Here is a 17,194-nt window from a genome sequence, read left to right as displayed (position 1 = left end):
TTTTTGTAAGGTAAGGTACAACGTGAATATTGATTTGAATATTCAATTAATTCTTTTTTAGATGTCATATTTAATGGCGCTAATCTAAATACTTTTTTTGTACACTCATTCTGCATTTCATCGTGTACATCAACACATTCTCTACTACTTATATCAAGTCCTGCTAAAACAGCTTCATTTGTATAACATAAATGCTGAGCATAGTTTTGGGCGATTTTTTTAAACTTAAATAAATCAACGGGGTAATCAGATACCAAATCGGTAACATTCGAAACATCATCATACATTTTGGTTGAAAATACATATTTATTAACAGCAAAGCCACTAATGATAATTACCACTACAAACATTATTAAACGCAAAGTTAGTTCCTCACTGCATAGCCGTAACTAAATGTAGCACAAACAAAAAGAGTTGTAATAAACTCCTTATAATTATGCATACTTTAAATTTAAGCTATTGATTTATTAACATCATTTAATACTTCTACAGGGTTTTGTGCCTGAGTAATCGGACGCCCTATTACTAAATAGTCACTGCCAGCTTCAATCGCGTCTTTAGGTGTCATAATACGTTTTTGATCGCCCGCATCACTGCCAGCAGGACGAATACCTGGGGTTACGAGTTTAAATTCTTTGCCTAAAGCCGCCTTTAAACTTTGTGCTTCTTGTGCTGAACACACTACACCATCAAGCCCTGCTTGCTTTGTTAGTTTTGCTAAATGCATAACTTGCTCTTGTGGTGATTTAGTTATACCTAAACGCCCAAGCTCAGTTTCATCCATGCTGGTTAAAACGGTCACGGCAATCAATAAAGGAGCTTTATCACCAAATTGTTCGAGTGCCTGCTTTGCTTTATGCATCATTTCAAAACCACCACTTGCATGAACATTAACCATCCACACGCCCATTTTAGCTGCAGCGGTTACTGCTTTAGCAACAGTATTTGGGATATCATGAAATTTCAAATCTAAAAATACATCGAAACCTAAATCAACCAGCTCTTTAACAAATTCAGGGCCAAAATATGTGAACATTTCTTTACCCACTTTTAATCGACAGGTATCCGGTGATAACTGTTTCACAAATGCTAAAGCAGTTTGCTGATCATCATAATCAAGAGCGATAAGAATTTTTTTTGATTGTTCGAAAGACATAACTATCCTACTAGTGAGCGAAAAGTATAAAGATTAAAATCCGTCTAAGCCTCTGCTAGGCACAATGGTTTCCCAATGTTTACAAGAAGGGCAATTCCAATAAATGGTGTAACTTGTAAAGCCACAATGCTGGCATTGAAAGTCAGGCTTGGTAGCAATATATGAGGTAACAAGTTTATCTATTTGATTAAGCACATCTTTGGTATTTTTATTTTCGGCGCTCATTAACTGCAGTAAAAAACTAAAGCCACGGATGGTAGGTTGACGTTTTAAACTGTCGGTTAAAAATTCAAAGGCTTGTTCAGTGTGACCTTGCTCAAGCAACGCTTGGCAATGCTGTATTTTTATCATTACCCCACCCTTATCTAATAAGTCGTTCACGAGTTCATGAAACTGATGGGTTAGTTTAAGTTGCTTATAACTATGCGCTAACTTATCAATAAATAATGGCGCAAAAAAGGTAAATTGACAGATAAGTTCTCGCCAATAATAAATTGCTTTTACGTAATCTTCTTTTGTATAGGCAGACAAACCAAGCTCATATAGAGGCCTGATTGTTTTAAAGTTTAAGCTAATAGCTTTGCGCATAAGTTGAGGATTATTACTGGTAATAGCATATTCACAATAAAAGTTTGCGATGGCTTTGAAGTGTTGTTCTTTTGAAAAAAGCTCAGTATGCGCTTCAAACATACTAATGCCTTTTTCCCATTCACGGGTCTGTGAATATAAGGAAATAATTGGCTCAAGAGCATCTTCATGGTTATTTTTTACCAGCCATATTAAATGTTCTTCTGCGCTATCGAGTAAACCTGCCATAATATAGTCTTCTGCTAATTCTAACCGACTATTGGCAGCTTGTTTTTCGTTAAGGCTTGGGTGTTTTAATAGCAATTCATGAATTTTTATTGCGCGGTCAAGCTCGCCACGGCGGCGAAACATAGTGGCTAATGTAGAATAGTGTTCTACAGAGTCAGCAGCTACTTCGAGCAAATTAATTAAATGCTCAAGCCCCTGATCTTCTTCTCTGTCCAGTAAGAACTTTAACCCTTTACTGTATTCAGAAGTGATTTCTCTATTAAATTGATGAGCCTGATTTTTCGCACTGTTTTTTCCCATGATCCAGCCATAACCGGCGGCGACAGGAAGCAGTAAAAACAACAGCTCAATCATAATTAGGTATCTTTGTTGGCAATACGCTTTTTATTATCTTTTTCAGGCGTTAATTGCTTTTTTAAACGGTAATTTTGCCACTTTAATTGCGTAAACAATTTAAAGCTCACAAAGCAACCCACTACAACACCTAACAAAAAGCAGATACTTATTATAACGGCTAAAGGTAATGTATTACTGGCTATTATGTAGTTAATTTGTGTTAATTGTGGATTTTGCGAACCCAATACAAATGCACCAATTAAAAAAAGTGCTGCCAGAATAATTTTTAATACCTTGAACAAGTAACTACTCCAATAAATTTACTAAGCAATGCTCTCGTTTACACGGTCACGTAGTTCTTTGCCTGGCTTAAAATGAGGTACATGCTTACCGTCTAACTCTACAGTTTCACCTGTTTTAGGATTTCGACCTGTACGAGGTGCACGGTAATGCAAAGAGAAACTTCCAAAACCTCGGATCTCAATACGATCTGAAGAAGATAATGAGCCGGCCATTTGTTCAAGAATTTCTTTAACAGCGTTCTCAACATCTTTCACAGGAATATGTGCGTGTTGTTCAGCAAGTGTTTCTATCAGTTCTGACTTAGTCATAGCGTTTCCTTAAAAGAAATAGTGGAAGGGCATAAACTGCCCTTCCAATTAAAAGACTATAATTAATTAGTCTTTTTGTGCATTTGCGAAAGCAGCTGCCATTGCGTTTTCGAACACTGGCTCTTCTTTCTTAAGCTTCTCTAGTACTTCTTTCTCTTCTGCTTCGAAAAGAGCTTTAACAGATAAGCTTAAAGTGCGGTTCTTACGATCAACACCAACGTATTTAACTTCGATTTCGTCGCCTACAGAAACAACAGTAGTTGCATCTTCAACGCGCTCTTGAGCGATATCAGCTACACGGATGTAACCTTCAACGCCTTCGATAAGTTCAACAGTTGCGCCTTTCGCATCAACTTCAGTCACTTTACCTTTAACAATAGCACCTTTTTTGTTTGCATCAAGGTAGTTATTGAATGGGTCAGCTTCGATTTGCTTAACACCTAGAGAGATACGTTCACGCTCTGGGTCAACTTGCAATACGATAGCAGTGATTTCGTCGCCTTTCTTGAATTCACGTACAGCTTCTTCGCCAGGTGTATTCCAAGAAATGTCTGAAAGGTGAACAAGACCATCAATACCACCGTCAAGACCGATAAAGATACCGAAGTCAGTGATTGATTTGATCTTACCAGTAACTTGATCGCCTTTGTTTTGTAGACGAGCAAATTCCTGCCAAGGATTAGCAATACATTGCTTAAGACCAAGAGAAATACGGCGACGTTCTTCGTCGATTTCAAGAACCATAACTTCAACAGTGTCACCAAGTGAAACAACTTTTGAAGGGTGGATGTTCTTGTTAGTCCAATCCATTTCAGAAACGTGTACTAGACCTTCAACGCCTTCTTCGATTTCTACGAAGCAACCGTAATCAGTAAGGTTAGTTACACGACCAGAAAGTTTAGAACCTTCTGGGTAACGACCAGCGATAGCTGCCCATGGATCTTCGCCAAGCTGTTTAAGACCTAGAGATACACGAGTTTTATCTTTGTCGAATTTAAGAACTTTAACTGCGATTTCGTCGCCAACATTAACGATTTCTGAAGGGTGCTTAACACGCTTCCACGCCATGTCAGTAATGTGTAGTAGACCATCAACACCACCAAGGTCAACGAATGCACCGTAGTCAGTAAGGTTCTTAACGATACCTTTAACTTCTTGACCTTCAACAAGGTTAGCAAGAAGCTCTTCACGTTCTTGTGAGTTTTCTGATTCGATAACTGCACGACGTGAAACAACAACGTTGTTACGTTTTTGATCAAGCTTGATTACTTTAAATTCAAGCTCTTTGCCTTCAAGGTGAGTTGTGTCACGTACTGGACGAACATCAACAAGTGAACCAGGTAGGAAAGCACGGATTGAATCAACTTCAACAGTGAAACCGCCTTTAACTTTACCGTTGATAACACCAGTAACAGTCTCTTGCTCTTCACATGCTTTCTCAAGACGGATCCACGCTTCGTGACGCTTCGCTTTCTCACGAGAAAGGATAGTTTCACCGAAACCGTCTTCGATTGCATCTAGTGCAACATCTACTTCGTCGCCAACAGCAACTTCTAGTTCACCAGCAGCATTTTTGAACTGCTCTGCAGGGATAGCACTTTCTGATTTAAGACCAGCATCTACAAGTACAATGTTGTTCTCGATTGAGATTACTGTACCTTTAACGATAGAGCCTTGCTCTGCTTCAAAACCCTTTAAGCTTTCTTCAAATAACTGCGCAAAATTTTCTGACATACGAATATACGTCTCATATATTAATACCAATAAGCAACCATGCTGCATGGGGTTGTTAAAATAGCACTGGCGTCCTGCTGGTGCATAAAATGTGTTTAGCTTCGTTTAGGAAGCTTACCTTCAGAGATGCTTGAATCTAATAAAGTTATAACTTTATCAAAGACTTGCTGTGCGTTGAGTTCGCTAGTATCAAGCTCAATCGCATCCTCTGCAGGTACAAGCGGCGCAACGGCGCGATTCATATCGCGATCATCACGTGCTCGAATGTCTTGTAATAGACCACTTAGTGTAACATCAAGCCCGCGCTCATTCAACTCAACAAAACGTCTGCGAGCACGTTCTTCTGCACTTGCGGTTAGAAATATCTTTAATGGCGCATCAGGAAACACAACAGTGCCCATATCGCGACCATCAGCAATTAAGCCATTTTCAGTTCTAAACGCACGCTGGCGACGAAGTAACGCTTCACGAACTCGTGGCAATGCCGCAACTTTGGACGCTGCAGCTCCCACTTCTTCATTTCGAATAGTGGTTGTTACATCTTCGCCTTCTAAAATAATCTTTCCTGCATTAGTATCACTGTCTATCAGAAACTGCACATCAAGATTTGCAGCTAGTGGAACCAGTGCTTCTTCGTTATCTAACGCAATTTGGTGATGAAGTGCTGCAAGTGAAAGTACGCGATAAATTGCACCGCTATCTAACACATCCCAGCCTAATTTTTCAGCCAATAAGCGACAAACAGTTCCTTTACCAGAACCACTTGGGCCATCTACGGTGATTACGGGCATTAATAACGCCGGCATTTAAAACCTCCTTCAATGCACACCAAAATAAACCGCCACATTATACGTCAATTATTAAAGATTATCCGCTTTTAGTATGTAACTTTTTATAAATACTTATAAATAGCCTATTTACTGACAGATGCTAACACGTTGAAAAATGTTGGGAATGTCTTATAAGTACAGGCCGGATCGTTAATCGTTATGGGCTTACCCCCTACTGCCACCATTGCAAAGCACATGGCAATACGGTGGTCATCATAGGTATCTACAGCCACATTATTAAACTGTTTTGGCGGTGTGATCTCAATAAAGTCATGCCCTTCAACTACTTCAGCCCCTACTTTTTTAAGCTCTGTGGCCATAGCGTGTAAACGGTCAGTTTCTTTTACTCGCCAGTTATAAATGTTGCGAATTGCCGTTGGCCCTTTTGCAAACAAGGCAACTGTAGCCAGGGTCATTGCAGCATCAGGTATTGCATTCGCATCAATATCAATACCGTTAAGCTCACCTTTACGAACAACTAAACGTTCGTCATACCAATCAATTTTGGCACCTACTTGCTCCATAACATTAGCAAAACCAATATCACCTTGAACTGATTTAGCACCGACGCCTTTAATTTCTATTTCGCCGCCGGCAATTGCTGCTGCAGCAATAAAGTAAGAAGCAGATGAAGCATCCCCTTCGACCATAATTCGCTCAACGGCTTGATACTGCTGTGCACCTTTTACAAAAAAAGTACTGTAATTATCATGCTCAACGGTGACACCAAAACGCGTCATTACATCAAGAGTAATATCAATGTAAGGCTTAGACACTAACGTGCCTTTAATTTTAATTTGAGTATCACCTTTAAATAACGGTGCAGCCATAAGCAACGCAGTTAAAAATTGGCTTGAAATACTACCGTCGATTTCTACTTCACCACCTGCTATTTGCCCACCAACAATTTTAAGCGGCGGATAATCTTTATTTTTTAAATAACTAACATTACCACCTAAGGCTTGCAGTGCATCAACTAAGTGGCCAATTGGTCGCTCTTCCATACGTGGCTCACCAATTAACTCATACTCCCCAGCAATCGCTGCAAGCACTGCCGTTAAAGGACGGTATGCAGTGCCTGCATTACCTAAAAACAATGCCTCAGTTGGCGTTTTAAATACGCCACCTACACCTTCTACGGTCGCGATAGTTCGCTCATCATTAAGTGTCACATTCACACCGAGCTGCGCTAAGGCGCCCAACATATGACGAATATCATCACTGTCTAATAAGTTTTCTACAACCGTAGAGCCGTTTGATAGTGCAGCCAATAATAGAATGCGATTTGACAAGCTTTTCGAACCCGGCAGAGTAACACTGCCATTAACCTGTGAAATAGGCGCTAAAGAAAGTTGATCCATTAGCTGTTCTCCTTTGCGAAAGCCGCCATAAAATCAACTAATGCTTTAACTCCTTCCAGTGGCATTGCGTTATAAATACTCGCGCGCATACCGCCAACAATACGGTGCCCTTCAAGCGCTAATAAGCCCGCTTCTGTTGACTCTTTAACAAACTTATCATTTAGGCTTTCATCAACTAACCAAAAAGGCACATTCATACGTGAACGACAATGTTTTGCTACCTTGTTGGTGTAAAAATCAGACTCATCGATAAAGTCATAAAGCAGCTGCGCTTTGGCAGTATTATGTGTTTCCATGGCTTTAACACCGCCATTTTGCTCAAGCCATTCAAATACTTCAGCTGCTAAATACCATGCAAATGTAGGTGGAGTGTTAAACATACTGCCTTGTTTTGCTTCAAGTGCGTAATCTAAAATACCTGGCTTAGCTAGCCCTTCACGCTCAAGTAGCGTTTTACGAACAATTACGATAGCAATACCCGATGGGCCGATATTCTTTTGAGCACCTGCGTAGATTAAATCAAATTGATTAACGTCAATTTCGCGCGATAGAATAGTCGACGACATATCGGCGACAATCGGTGCTGTTGGGTGACTGGGTACATCAAAAATCTCTAGACCATCTACAGTTTCATTTGGGCAATAATGAATATATGCAGCATCGGCTGGTAAAACCCAATCGGCTACCTGCTTGATAGAAAATAAGCCATTATCGTCATTACGTACGTCAATAGTGTGAGTTTGAGTAAACTTATCAGCTTCGCTAGTTGCACTTTTTGACCACACTCCGTTTTCACAATACACCGCTTTTTTTCCATCAACGTGGAGGTTTAAAGGTACGGCACTAAATTGTCCTCGACCGCCGCCGTGCATAAACAGCACTTCAAACTCATCACTAATATTCATTAAACGACGCAGACTAGCTTCACACTTAGCCGTTAATGCTAAAAATTCTTTACTGCGATGGCTCATTTCCATTACTGAAACACCAAGCCCTTGCCAGTCTAAAAACTCTTTTTGTGCTTTTTGCATGACAGCCGGTGGTAGCATTGCAGGACCCGCACAAAAATTATAAATACTCATTACCTTTTCCTCATTCCAGTAATTTACTGTTTAACTTGAATTAAACTAATTCAAGTGTCTTTAGTTTTTTTCAACCATATAAAAAAAGCGGCCAAGGCCGCTTTTTTCAATCTCAATTATTCTGAAGGAGGATTGTCATCCGCTACTTCATCTATAACCGTATCTACTGTTTCAACGTCTTCGATATCAATCAAGTCACTTTCAGTCACTTCAATCTCTTCTATACGTTGTAAACCAACTACTTGCTCTTCGTCAATAGTTCTGATCAAAATAACACCTTGGGTGTTACGTCCAACCGTAGAAACTTCATTAACGCGAGTTCGTACTAAGGTACCACGATTCGAAATAATCATTATTTCGTCGTTGTCATCAACTTGAACAGCACCAACAACGGCACCATTACGCTCACTCACCTTAATTGATACAACACCTTGTGTTGCACGACTCTTAGATGGGTAGTCTTCAAGTTGAGTACGCTTGCCGTAACCATTTTCTGTTACTGTTAATATTGCACCGTCATTCTTAGGTACAATCAGTGATACAACACGTTGTTCGTCTGGCATCTTAATACCACGAACACCCGTTGCAGTACGACCCATAGGGCGTACACCTTTGAAGCGAATCTCAGGCTTACCTTCTTCATCAAGAACAGGGTTACCATTTTCATCAACTACCGTGGTTTCTTCAGCTTCTTTAAAGCGTACAACTTTACCCGCATCAGTGAACAACATAATTTCGTTGCTACCATCGGTAATATCAACACCAATTAAGCTATCACCTTCGTTTAAGTTAACGGCAATAATACCGCTAGCACGTTGACGGCTGTATGCAGTCAATGGTGTTTTCTTAACCGTACCAAATGCTGTCGCCATAAAGATGTATTTATCATCTTCATAATCGCGTACCGGCAAAATAGCAGTAATACGTTCATCTGCTTCAAGCGGTAATAAGTTAACAATTGGCTTACCGCGCGCTGCGCGACTTGCAAGTGGTAACTGATACACTTTAAGCCAATATAATCGACCCGCAGTAGAGAAACATAAAATAGTATCGTGCGTATTGGCAACAAGTAGACGTTCAATGAAATCTTCATCTTTCATCTTGGTTGCTGACTTGCCTTTACCACCACGACGCTGCGCTTCGTAATCACTTAACGCTTGATACTTAACGTACCCTTCGTGTGATAAGGTCACAACCACGTTCTCTTCGTTAATTAAGTCTTCAAGGCTAATATCGTGTGCAGCTGCATTAATTTCAGTGCGGCGCTCATCACCATATTGTTCTTTAATTTCAACTAACTCATCACGAATAACTTCCATTAAACGTTCCGGACTTGCCAAAATGAATAATAGTTCAGCAATTAGGTCGAGTAACGATTGGTATTCAGTAAGAATTTTTTCGTGTTCAAGACCTGTTAGTTTGTGCAAACGTAAGTCTAGTATTGCTTGAGCTTGTTGCTCAGAAATATAGTACTGACCATCACGAATACCAAGATCGCTTGCTAGCCAATCTGGGCGGGCAACATTGTCTTCACCTGCTTTATCAAGCATGGCTTTAACATTACCTAATTCCCAAGGACGCGCTGTTAGTGCAACTTTTGCTTCAGCAGGTGTTGGTGACTTACGAATAAGTTCGATAATTGGGTCAATGTTTGCCAGTGCAATCGCTAAACCTTCTAGCGTGTGCGCACGGTCGCGGGCTTTGCGCAAATCAAATACCGTACGACGGGTAACAACTTCACGACGGTGAATAATAAATTCTTCAAGCATTTCTTTTAAGTTGAAACACTTAGGTTGGTTATTAATTAACGCAACCATATTCATACCAAACACAGTTTGTAACTGAGTTTGTGAATAAAGGTTGTTCAAAATAACTTCACCTACGTCACCACGTTTGATCTCGATAACGATACGCATACCGTCTTTATCTGATTCATCACGTAATGCGCTGATCCCTTCAATTTTTTTATCTTTAACTAGCTCAGCAATTTTTTCAATCAAACGGGCTTTGTTAACTTGGTAAGGGATTTCATGAACAATAATCGTTTCGCGGCCAGTTTTCTCATCGGTTTCGATGTCAGCACGCGCACGCATGTACACTTTACCACGACCGGTTTGATAGGCTTGTTCAATGCCTTTTTTACCATTAATAATGGCCGCAGTTGGGAAATCAGGCCCTGGGATGTAATCCATTAACTCAGTAATAGTTAATTCAGGGTTTTGAATAAGCGCTAAACAGCCATTCACTACTTCTGTTAAGTTGTGTGGCGGGATATTTGTCGCCATACCAACAGCAATACCTGACGAACCATTAACTAACAGGTTAGGTATTTTAGTCGGTAACACATCAGGAATTTGTTCTGTGCCGTCGTAGTTAGGCACAAAATCAACCGTTTCTTTTTCAAGATCGGCTAATAATTCGTGCGACATTTTAGCCATACGTACTTCTGTATAACGCATTGCCGCTGCTGAATCACCATCAACCGAACCAAAGTTACCCTGACCATCAACTAGCATATAACGTAGTGAGAATGGCTGAGCCATACGTACGATGGTGTCATAAACTGCACTGTCGCCGTGTGGGTGGTATTTACCAATTACATCACCGACCACACGGGCCGATTTTTTGTAAGGCTTGTTCCAGTCATTACTAAGCTCGTTCATTGCAAACAAGACGCGGCGGTGAACAGGTTTTAAACCGTCACGTACGTCTGGTAATGCACGTCCTACAATTACACTCATGGCGTAATCTAAGTAGGAGTTTTTTAACTCGTCTTCAATATTGACTGGCAGAATTTCATTGGCGAGATCAGTCATTTGATATCACATTCCTTCAGTATCAGCTCTTAACAACCCAGTATTAGGTATTAAGAGTGTTTGTTATTATTTCTAAGCAACCATGCTATCACAATTAATTTTAATTTACAGGCGCAAAACTTTGCGATTTATCAATTTAGCCCTATATAATGGCCTCAGATTGACGAGGAAGTATTTTATGACCGAACATCAAAATGTAGATAACGCAGAAATAGCAAAGTTTGAAGCCATCGCAGAGCGTTGGTGGGATTTAGAAGGCGAATTTAAGCCGCTTCACGAAATTAATCCATTACGATTAGATTTTATCGCTGACAAAACTAAAGGATTATTTGACAAAGAAACCCTCGATGTAGGATGTGGCGGCGGTATTTTAAGTCACAGCATGGCGCGAATGGGTGCAAAGGTAACAGGTATCGATATGGGGCAAGAGCCTTTAACTGTCGCTAAGTTACACAGTTTAGAAACAAGTGTACCCGTTGAATATATAAAAGTACCTGCTGAACAATTTGCTGATGAGCACCCTGAGCGCTTTGATGTGATTACTTGCATGGAAATGTTAGAGCACGTTCCCGACCCTGCTTCTATTATTCATGCGGTCGCTAAATTAGCAAAACCTGGGGCGGATGTATTCTTCTCTACCCTTAATAAAACCCCTAAAGCTTATTTATACGCTATTGTCGGTGCAGAAAAACTGTTAAAAATGGTGCCTGAAGGTACCCATGACCATAAAAAGTTTATTAAACCTGCGCAATTAATCGCATGGGCAGAACAAGCAGGCTTGAAGGTACGTGCCAGTGCAGGATTAAGTTACAACCCACTTTCAAAGCAATATACGGTTAATGATGACGTCAGCGTAAATTATATGCTGCACTTTGAGAAGTTAGCGTAATGGCAAGCTTGCAAACACCTACTAGCCCAATTGAATATCAAGCATTGCTGTTTGACTTAGATGGCACTTTACTCGATACCGCTGATGATTTAGGCGCCGCGCTAAATAGTGTGCTGCATAATCATCAACAGCCCTTAGTGGGCAGTGATATGTATCGACCCGCAGCTTCAAATGGCGCAGCAGCATTACTTGCTGCTGGTTTTAAAGATGCTTGGGCGCAACAACCGCAAGAGCAACTTTTAGCAGAGCTAGTTGCACACTACGCTGCCAATATTGCCACCCATACCCAATGCTTTGTAGGTATAGAACAGTTACTCATTGCCCTTGATAATAAAGGGATCCCGTGGGGCATTATGACAAATAAGCCTGGCTTTTTAACCGATCCTTTAGTCGAGGCGATTCCTGCATTAAAAAATGCTCAAATTGTGATAAGTGGTGATACCTTAGCTGAATCTAAGCCCTCACCCCTTCCTTTATTACATTGTGCTGAGCAAATGAGTGTTGATCCTTCGCGCTGCCTATATATAGGTGATGCACAGCGAGATATACAAGCAGGTAAAGCTGCGAATATGCACACCGCTACCGCACTGTGGGGATATGTACCGAGTATAGACGAAGCATTGGCTTGGAATGCAGATTTTAATTGGCATAGCCCTATAGATGCATTCAACCACATATAGTGCCATGTTAATTAATAAACACTACATATTGTGATTGTGTTAGTTTTTACGCAAAGCTTGATGATAAAAAAAGCAGACGAAATTTATTTTTAAAAAGCGTAAATTTAATCTTTCCTTAGTTGATTTTTACAAATTTCAACTTAACCGAATGATCAAAGGTTAATGCCTACTAACACAATTACGTTATCCCAACGTTATCCACAATGAGAGCGGTTTCTGTCCCTTGCAAAAGATCACAGACCACACTATCTTGTGATCTCTAATTTGAACAACACCAGATATTGTGGCTAAATGTTATTCGATTAAATTTACCTATGCGGTGGAAATAACAATAAAAGAATAGGCACTGGGCGTTTTAAGTGCACTCATTGGTCAAAAATATTTAATTCCCAAGGAATACAGGCAAAACTATGAACCAACAGTTATCTGTAAGCAAACGTGACGGCCGTAAAGAGCCGCTTGATCTAGACAAGATCCATCGCGTTATTGAATGGGCCGCCGAAGGTTTAAACAACGTTTCGGTTTCACAAGTTGAACTTAAATCGCATATTCAATTTTATGACGGTATTCGTACTAAAGATATTCATGAGACGATTATCAAAGCCGCTGCGGATCAGATCTCAAAAGAATCACCTGATTATCAGTATCTTGCTGCTCGTTTAGCTGTATTCCATTTACGTAAAAAAGCGTATGGCCAATTTGAGCCACCGCGCCTTTTTGACCACGTTACTGACATGGTTGAACAAAAACGCTACGACGCACATTTGCTTGTTGATTACACAGAGCAAGAACTTGATGAATTAGATGCTTACTTAGATCATTCACGCGATCTTAACTTTAGCTACGCAGCAGTAAAACAGCTTGAAGGTAAATACCTAGTTCAAAACCGTGTAACCGGTGAAATTTACGAAAGTGCACAGTTTTTATATATATTAGTTGCGGCAAGCTTATTCTCAGATTACCCACGTGAAACGCGTATTGATTACATCAAACGTTTTTACGATGCGGTCTCATTATTTAAAATTTCTTTACCTACACCAATTATGTCAGGTGTACGTACACCAACGCGCCAATTTAGCTCATGTGTACTGATTGAGTGTGGCGACAGCTTAGATTCAATTAACGCGACATCATCAGCGATTGTTAAATACGTTTCTCAACGTGCCGGTATTGGTATTAATGCCGGACGTATTCGTGCATTAGGTAGCCCTATTCGTAACGGCGAAGCGTACCACACAGGTTGTATTCCTTTTTATAAGCATTTTCAAACAGCCGTTAAAAGTTGTTCGCAAGGCGGTGTACGTGGCGGAGCCGCTACTTTATTCTACCCGCTTTGGCATTTAGAAGTAGAAAACCTACTGGTACTTAAAAACAACCGTGGTGTTGATGATAACCGCGTACGTCACCTAGACTACGGCGTACAGTTTAATAAATTAATGTATTCGCGTTTAATTAAAGACGATTACATTACCTTATTTAGCCCTTCAGACGTGCCGGGCCTTTACGACGCATTCTTTGAAGATCAAGACGAATTTGATGCACTTTACGTAAAGTATGAACAAGACGAGTCAATTCGTAAAAAACGTATTAAAGCCATTGAACTGTTTTCTATGTTTGCTCAAGAACGTGCCAGCACCGGTCGTATTTACTTACAAAATGTTGACCACTGTAATACACATAGCCCATTTATTTCGAAAGTGGCGCCTATTCGTCAATCTAACTTATGTTTAGAAATTGCATTACCGACTAAGCCACTGAACAATGTAAATGATGAAGAAGGTGAAATTGCCTTATGTACCTTGTCTGCATTTAACTTAGGCGCGATTGAGTCACTGGATGAATTAGAAGAGTTAGCTGAGCTTGCAGTACGTGCACTAGATAACTTACTTGATTTCCAAGACTACCCAGTACCGGCGGCAAAAAATGCCACTATGGGACGTCGTACCCTAGGGATAGGTGTGATTAACTACGCCTACTACTTAGCTAAAAACGGTAAGCGTTACTCAGATGGCAGCGCAAATGCACTCACGCATAAAACATTTGAAGCGATTCAGTACTACTTAATGAAAGCATCTAATGAGCTGGCAAAAGAGCGTGGAGCATGTCCTAAATTTAACGAAACTACGTACTCACAAGGTATTATGCCAACAGATACGTATAAGCGTGATTTAGATAAAATTTGTGATGAACCACTGCACCTTGATTGGGATACGTTACGTGCCAACATTAAAGAGCACGGTATGCGTAACTCAACGCTGAGCGCATTAATGCCATCAGAAACATCATCGCAAATCTCAAATGCAACCAATGGTATTGAGCCACCACGTGGCCATATTAGTGTTAAAGCAAGTAAAGATGGTATTTTAAAGCAAGTTGTTCCTGAGTACGAACGCCTTAAAGATAACTATGAGTTACTGTGGGATATTCCATCAAACGATGGTTACTTACAATTAGTAGGCATAATGCAGAAATTTATCGACCAAACAATTTCAGCAAATACTAATTATGATCCAAACAGATACGAAGGCGGTAGAGTACCTATGAAAGTCTTACTAAAAGACTTACTCGGTGCCTACAAGTTAGGTGTTAAAACACTGTATTACCATAATACCCGCGATGGCGCATCAGATGCTCAAGAAGACACTCCAGAAGTGGAAGATGATGATTGTGCAGGCGGCGCGTGTAAAATTTAATAGTTAAACTTAAAGCGGGCGCCCTGCCCGCTTTGTCCTGATAGTTTTAGTGATAGTTTTTTGAGTGATAAACATGTCTTATACTACTTTTAGCAGAAACCATAATAACCAAATGCAAGAGCCAATGTTTTTTGGTCAAACCGTTAACGTGTCACGTTACGATCAACAAAAATACCCTATTTTTGAAAAACTAATTGAAAAACAATTGTCTTTCTTTTGGCGACCTGAAGAAGTTGATGTAAGTAAAGACCGTTTAGACTTTCAAGCGCTTCCCGATCACGAGAAGCACATATTTTTAAGCAACTTAAAATATCAAACGCTGCTTGATAGTGTTCAAGGTCGTTCGCCTAACGTAGCGCTATTACCGATTGTGTCTATTCCTGAGCTAGAAACATGGATTGAGACATGGGCGTTTAGTGAAACTATTCATAGTCGTTCGTACACCCATATTATTCGTAACGTAACCCAAGCACCTGAACTCATTTTTGATGACATTGTTAGCAATGACAAAATAAGTGAGCGTGCCGATGCGGTAACTACTTATTATGATGACCTAATCAATTCTGTATCGCTTTACAACCTATACGGTGAAGGCAAACACGAAATTAATGGCCAAACCGTGGTAGTTAATTTATTTGAGCTGAAAAAGAAATTGTACCTGGCAATGATGTCAGTGAACATTTTAGAAGCCATTCGCTTTTATGTGAGCTTTGCTTGCTCATTTGCGTTTGCCGAGCGTGAATTGATGGAAGGTAATGCTAAAATTATAAAGCTTATTGCCCGTGATGAAGCACTCCACCTTTCAGGTACTCAGCATATTTTAAATATCATGCAAGATGGTAAAGATGACCCTGAAATGGCGATTGTTGCCGCACAGTGCCGTGAAGAAGCAATTAAAATGTTTGTTGAAGCCGCAGAGCAAGAAAAAGAATGGGCCGAGTACCTATTTAAAGATGGCTCGATGATTGGTTTGAATAAACACATTCTATGTCAATATGTTGAGTACATTACCAATGCGCGTATGACCGCGATTGGGCTGCCTGCACAGTTTGAAAATAACAGTAACCCTATTCCATGGATCAACTCATGGTTAGTGTCAGATAACGTGCAAGTTGCTCCTCAAGAGGCCGAAATAAGCTCATACTTAGTTGGTCAGATTGACTCACAAGTAGATGCCGATGAATTTGGTGACTTTGATTTATAATGACTGATAGAACCACTGCAAGTATCACACTTGCAGATAACAGCCAGCGCATTGATTTTGCCGCTGGCTGCCCTTCTCTTTTACATTGCCTTGAATCAAATAAGATTGATGCCGCTTACCAATGCCGTGAGGGATATTGCGGTGCGTGTCGAGCAACACTTGTCTCTGGTGAAGTTAATTATAATGAAGAGCCGTTAGCGTTTGTTCGCGATGGTGAAATACTCTTGTGTTGCTGCAAACCAAATGGTGATATCAGTATTAATTTAAAGTAAGTAACTCACATTAAGCGTATTTAACAGCACGAGAATAATATATAACAGCTAGGTTTGTACCAAACCTGTATGCCGTGTTTTTAAACTCAAACACGCCTACTAGTACAGTGTTATTTACTCTGAATATTCTGCAGGCACAAATCGGTAATGACCCGTAATTGTATACGCAAAAAGCATATCGCTCATTTCTGGTCCACGACCAATATTATGCACAATAAGCGGGTTGCCGCTGCCCTTCGCTATTTCATTAACGACCATACCAATATGCGGTAAATTACCTGGCAGCATCCAACTAACTATGTCACCGGCTTTATAATCCTCTGCATTAAGCGATTTAGTTAACACTTTTGCATGGCGCTCGAAGTAGACCTGTAAGTTAGGTACACGTCGATGGTCAATGTTTTTATCTGGCTTGGTTAATCCCCAAATACGTTTGGAAGGATATGCGCGAAAATTGTTCTGCATGTCTTCGTGTACTAACTTTTGCAAATCAACACCAAGCTGTCGGTACGACCTAATTAAAACATCAGTACACACACCAATATTAGCGGGCACATCACCACCAGGGTATTCAAGCTTATGATAGGCGCCATCGTAAGTTACTGGTTGTGTTGTTCTATAGATTAATGCATTAACGATATCATCATCAAAAGAGCTCGCCTGCACATGAAAAGCAAATAGGGCTAGTGGATAGAGAAAAAAACGTGACATATA

At 40.3% G+C, this 17,194-nt stretch carries 16 protein-coding genes; 5 read left to right on the top strand and 11 right to left on the bottom strand.

Annotated elements, in window-relative coordinates; all coding sequences use genetic code 11:
- From QL989_RS15145 to gyrA, 10 genes are all read right to left on the bottom strand, one after another.
- The coding region (locus QL989_RS15145; protein WP_290170978.1) for a hypothetical protein at positions 1 to 362 on the bottom strand (362 nt) is incomplete at its 3' end.
- A gap of 89 nt (positions 363 to 451) precedes the next feature.
- Positions 452 to 1,156, bottom strand: a complete 705-nt coding sequence (gene pyrF / locus QL989_RS15140; RefSeq protein WP_138608482.1) for an orotidine-5'-phosphate decarboxylase — start codon at positions 1,154 to 1,156, stop codon at positions 452 to 454.
- Positions 1,157 to 1,189: 33 nt separating this feature from the next.
- Positions 1,190 to 2,326 (bottom strand): lipopolysaccharide assembly protein LapB, encoded by a 1,137-nt coding sequence (gene lapB / locus QL989_RS15135; RefSeq protein WP_138608484.1) that lies wholly within the window; start codon positions 2,324 to 2,326, stop codon positions 1,190 to 1,192.
- Between the two features lie 2 nt (positions 2,327 to 2,328).
- Complete coding sequence (locus QL989_RS15130; RefSeq protein ID WP_008114742.1) at positions 2,329 to 2,610, bottom strand: LapA family protein; 282 nt, start codon at positions 2,608 to 2,610, stop codon at positions 2,329 to 2,331.
- 21 nt (positions 2,611 to 2,631) lie between these two features.
- The gene (gene ihfB / locus QL989_RS15125; protein ID WP_024600987.1) at positions 2,632 to 2,919 is read right to left on the bottom strand and encodes an integration host factor subunit beta; all 288 of its coding nucleotides are present in this window, start codon (positions 2,917 to 2,919) and stop codon (positions 2,632 to 2,634) included.
- A gap of 66 nt (positions 2,920 to 2,985) precedes the next feature.
- The gene (rpsA, locus tag QL989_RS15120; protein WP_002961176.1) at positions 2,986 to 4,653 is read right to left on the bottom strand and encodes a 30S ribosomal protein S1; all 1,668 of its coding nucleotides are present in this window, start codon (positions 4,651 to 4,653) and stop codon (positions 2,986 to 2,988) included.
- 95 nt (positions 4,654 to 4,748) lie between these two features.
- Positions 4,749 to 5,459: a (d)CMP kinase gene (gene cmk / locus QL989_RS15115; protein WP_075169266.1), complete on the bottom strand. Its 711-nt coding sequence runs from the start codon at positions 5,457 to 5,459 to the stop codon at positions 4,749 to 4,751.
- Positions 5,460 to 5,566: 107 nt separating this feature from the next.
- The gene (gene aroA, locus QL989_RS15110; RefSeq protein ID WP_290170976.1) at positions 5,567 to 6,844 is read right to left on the bottom strand and encodes a 3-phosphoshikimate 1-carboxyvinyltransferase; all 1,278 of its coding nucleotides are present in this window, start codon (positions 6,842 to 6,844) and stop codon (positions 5,567 to 5,569) included.
- Positions 6,844 to 7,926, bottom strand: coding sequence for a 3-phosphoserine/phosphohydroxythreonine transaminase (gene serC, locus QL989_RS15105; RefSeq protein ID WP_138608490.1), 1,083 nt, complete (start codon positions 7,924 to 7,926; stop codon positions 6,844 to 6,846). The genes aroA and serC overlap by 1 nt, the downstream gene beginning before the upstream one ends.
- A gap of 116 nt (positions 7,927 to 8,042) precedes the next feature.
- Positions 8,043 to 10,742, bottom strand: coding sequence for a DNA topoisomerase (ATP-hydrolyzing) subunit A (gene gyrA / locus QL989_RS15100; RefSeq protein WP_290170975.1), 2,700 nt, complete (start codon positions 10,740 to 10,742; stop codon positions 8,043 to 8,045).
- 178 nt (positions 10,743 to 10,920) lie between these two features.
- Between gyrA and ubiG the strand changes: the two genes are divergently transcribed.
- The 5 genes from ubiG (at position 10,921) to yfaE (ending at position 16,480) form a co-directional block, all read left to right on the top strand.
- Positions 10,921 to 11,631, top strand: a complete 711-nt coding sequence (gene ubiG, locus QL989_RS15095; protein WP_054200873.1) for a bifunctional 2-polyprenyl-6-hydroxyphenol methylase/3-demethylubiquinol 3-O-methyltransferase UbiG — start codon at positions 10,921 to 10,923, stop codon at positions 11,629 to 11,631.
- The gene (locus QL989_RS15090; RefSeq protein ID WP_290170973.1) at positions 11,631 to 12,311 is read left to right on the top strand and encodes an HAD-IA family hydrolase; all 681 of its coding nucleotides are present in this window, start codon (positions 11,631 to 11,633) and stop codon (positions 12,309 to 12,311) included. Before ubiG ends, QL989_RS15090 begins: the two co-directional genes overlap by 1 nt.
- A gap of 410 nt (positions 12,312 to 12,721) precedes the next feature.
- Positions 12,722 to 15,004, top strand: a complete 2,283-nt coding sequence (gene nrdA, locus QL989_RS15085; protein ID WP_138608496.1) for a class 1a ribonucleoside-diphosphate reductase subunit alpha — start codon at positions 12,722 to 12,724, stop codon at positions 15,002 to 15,004.
- Between the two features lie 73 nt (positions 15,005 to 15,077).
- Positions 15,078 to 16,208, top strand: a complete 1,131-nt coding sequence (gene nrdB / locus QL989_RS15080) for a class Ia ribonucleoside-diphosphate reductase subunit beta (protein ID WP_138608498.1) — start codon at positions 15,078 to 15,080, stop codon at positions 16,206 to 16,208.
- Positions 16,208 to 16,480: a class I ribonucleotide reductase maintenance protein YfaE gene (yfaE, locus tag QL989_RS15075; RefSeq protein ID WP_076919572.1), complete on the top strand. Its 273-nt coding sequence runs from the start codon at positions 16,208 to 16,210 to the stop codon at positions 16,478 to 16,480. Before nrdB ends, yfaE begins: the two co-directional genes overlap by 1 nt.
- Positions 16,481 to 16,594: 114 nt before the next feature.
- Here yfaE and QL989_RS15070 read toward each other — a convergent pair whose 3' ends face one another.
- Positions 16,595 to 17,191, bottom strand: a complete 597-nt coding sequence (locus QL989_RS15070) for a DUF1287 domain-containing protein (RefSeq protein WP_290170969.1) — start codon at positions 17,189 to 17,191, stop codon at positions 16,595 to 16,597.
- Positions 17,192 to 17,194: the final 3 nt, after the last annotated feature.

It is taken from the genome of Pseudoalteromonas sp. APC 3224 (genome assembly GCF_030407535.1).
Taxonomy (GTDB): domain Bacteria; phylum Pseudomonadota; class Gammaproteobacteria; order Enterobacterales; family Alteromonadaceae; genus Pseudoalteromonas.
The sequence above is the reverse complement of the archived record's forward strand: the minus strand, read 5'-3'. Positions and strand labels throughout refer to the sequence as shown.

Bases quoted from the DNA above. Each gene is read 5' to 3' on its own strand.
- pyrF (WP_138608482.1), bottom strand. From the start codon at position 1,156: ATGTCTTTCGAACAATCAAAAAAAATTCTTATCGCTCTTGATTATGAT.
- lapB (WP_138608484.1), bottom strand. From the start codon at position 2,326: ATGATTGAGCTGTTGTTTTTACTGCTTCCTGTCGCCGCCGGTTATGGC.
- ihfB (WP_024600987.1), bottom strand. From the start codon at position 2,919: ATGACTAAGTCAGAACTGATAGAAACACTTGCTGAACAACACGCACAT.
- rpsA (WP_002961176.1), bottom strand. From the start codon at position 4,653: ATGTCAGAAAATTTTGCGCAGTTATTTGAAGAAAGCTTAAAGGGTTTT.
- cmk (WP_075169266.1), bottom strand. From the start codon at position 5,459: ATGCCGGCGTTATTAATGCCCGTAATCACCGTAGATGGCCCAAGTGGT.
- aroA (WP_290170976.1), bottom strand. From the start codon at position 6,844: ATGGATCAACTTTCTTTAGCGCCTATTTCACAGGTTAATGGCAGTGTT.
- serC (WP_138608490.1), bottom strand. From the start codon at position 7,926: ATGAGTATTTATAATTTTTGTGCGGGTCCTGCAATGCTACCACCGGCT.
- gyrA (WP_290170975.1), bottom strand. From the start codon at position 10,742: ATGACTGATCTCGCCAATGAAATTCTGCCAGTCAATATTGAAGACGAG.
- ubiG (WP_054200873.1), top strand. From the start codon at position 10,921: ATGACCGAACATCAAAATGTAGATAACGCAGAAATAGCAAAGTTTGAA.
- QL989_RS15090 (WP_290170973.1), top strand. From the start codon at position 11,631: ATGGCAAGCTTGCAAACACCTACTAGCCCAATTGAATATCAAGCATTG.
- nrdA (WP_138608496.1), top strand. From the start codon at position 12,722: ATGAACCAACAGTTATCTGTAAGCAAACGTGACGGCCGTAAAGAGCCG.
- nrdB (WP_138608498.1), top strand. From the start codon at position 15,078: ATGTCTTATACTACTTTTAGCAGAAACCATAATAACCAAATGCAAGAG.
- yfaE (WP_076919572.1), top strand. From the start codon at position 16,208: ATGACTGATAGAACCACTGCAAGTATCACACTTGCAGATAACAGCCAG.
- QL989_RS15070 (WP_290170969.1), bottom strand. From the start codon at position 17,191: ATGTCACGTTTTTTTCTCTATCCACTAGCCCTATTTGCTTTTCATGTG.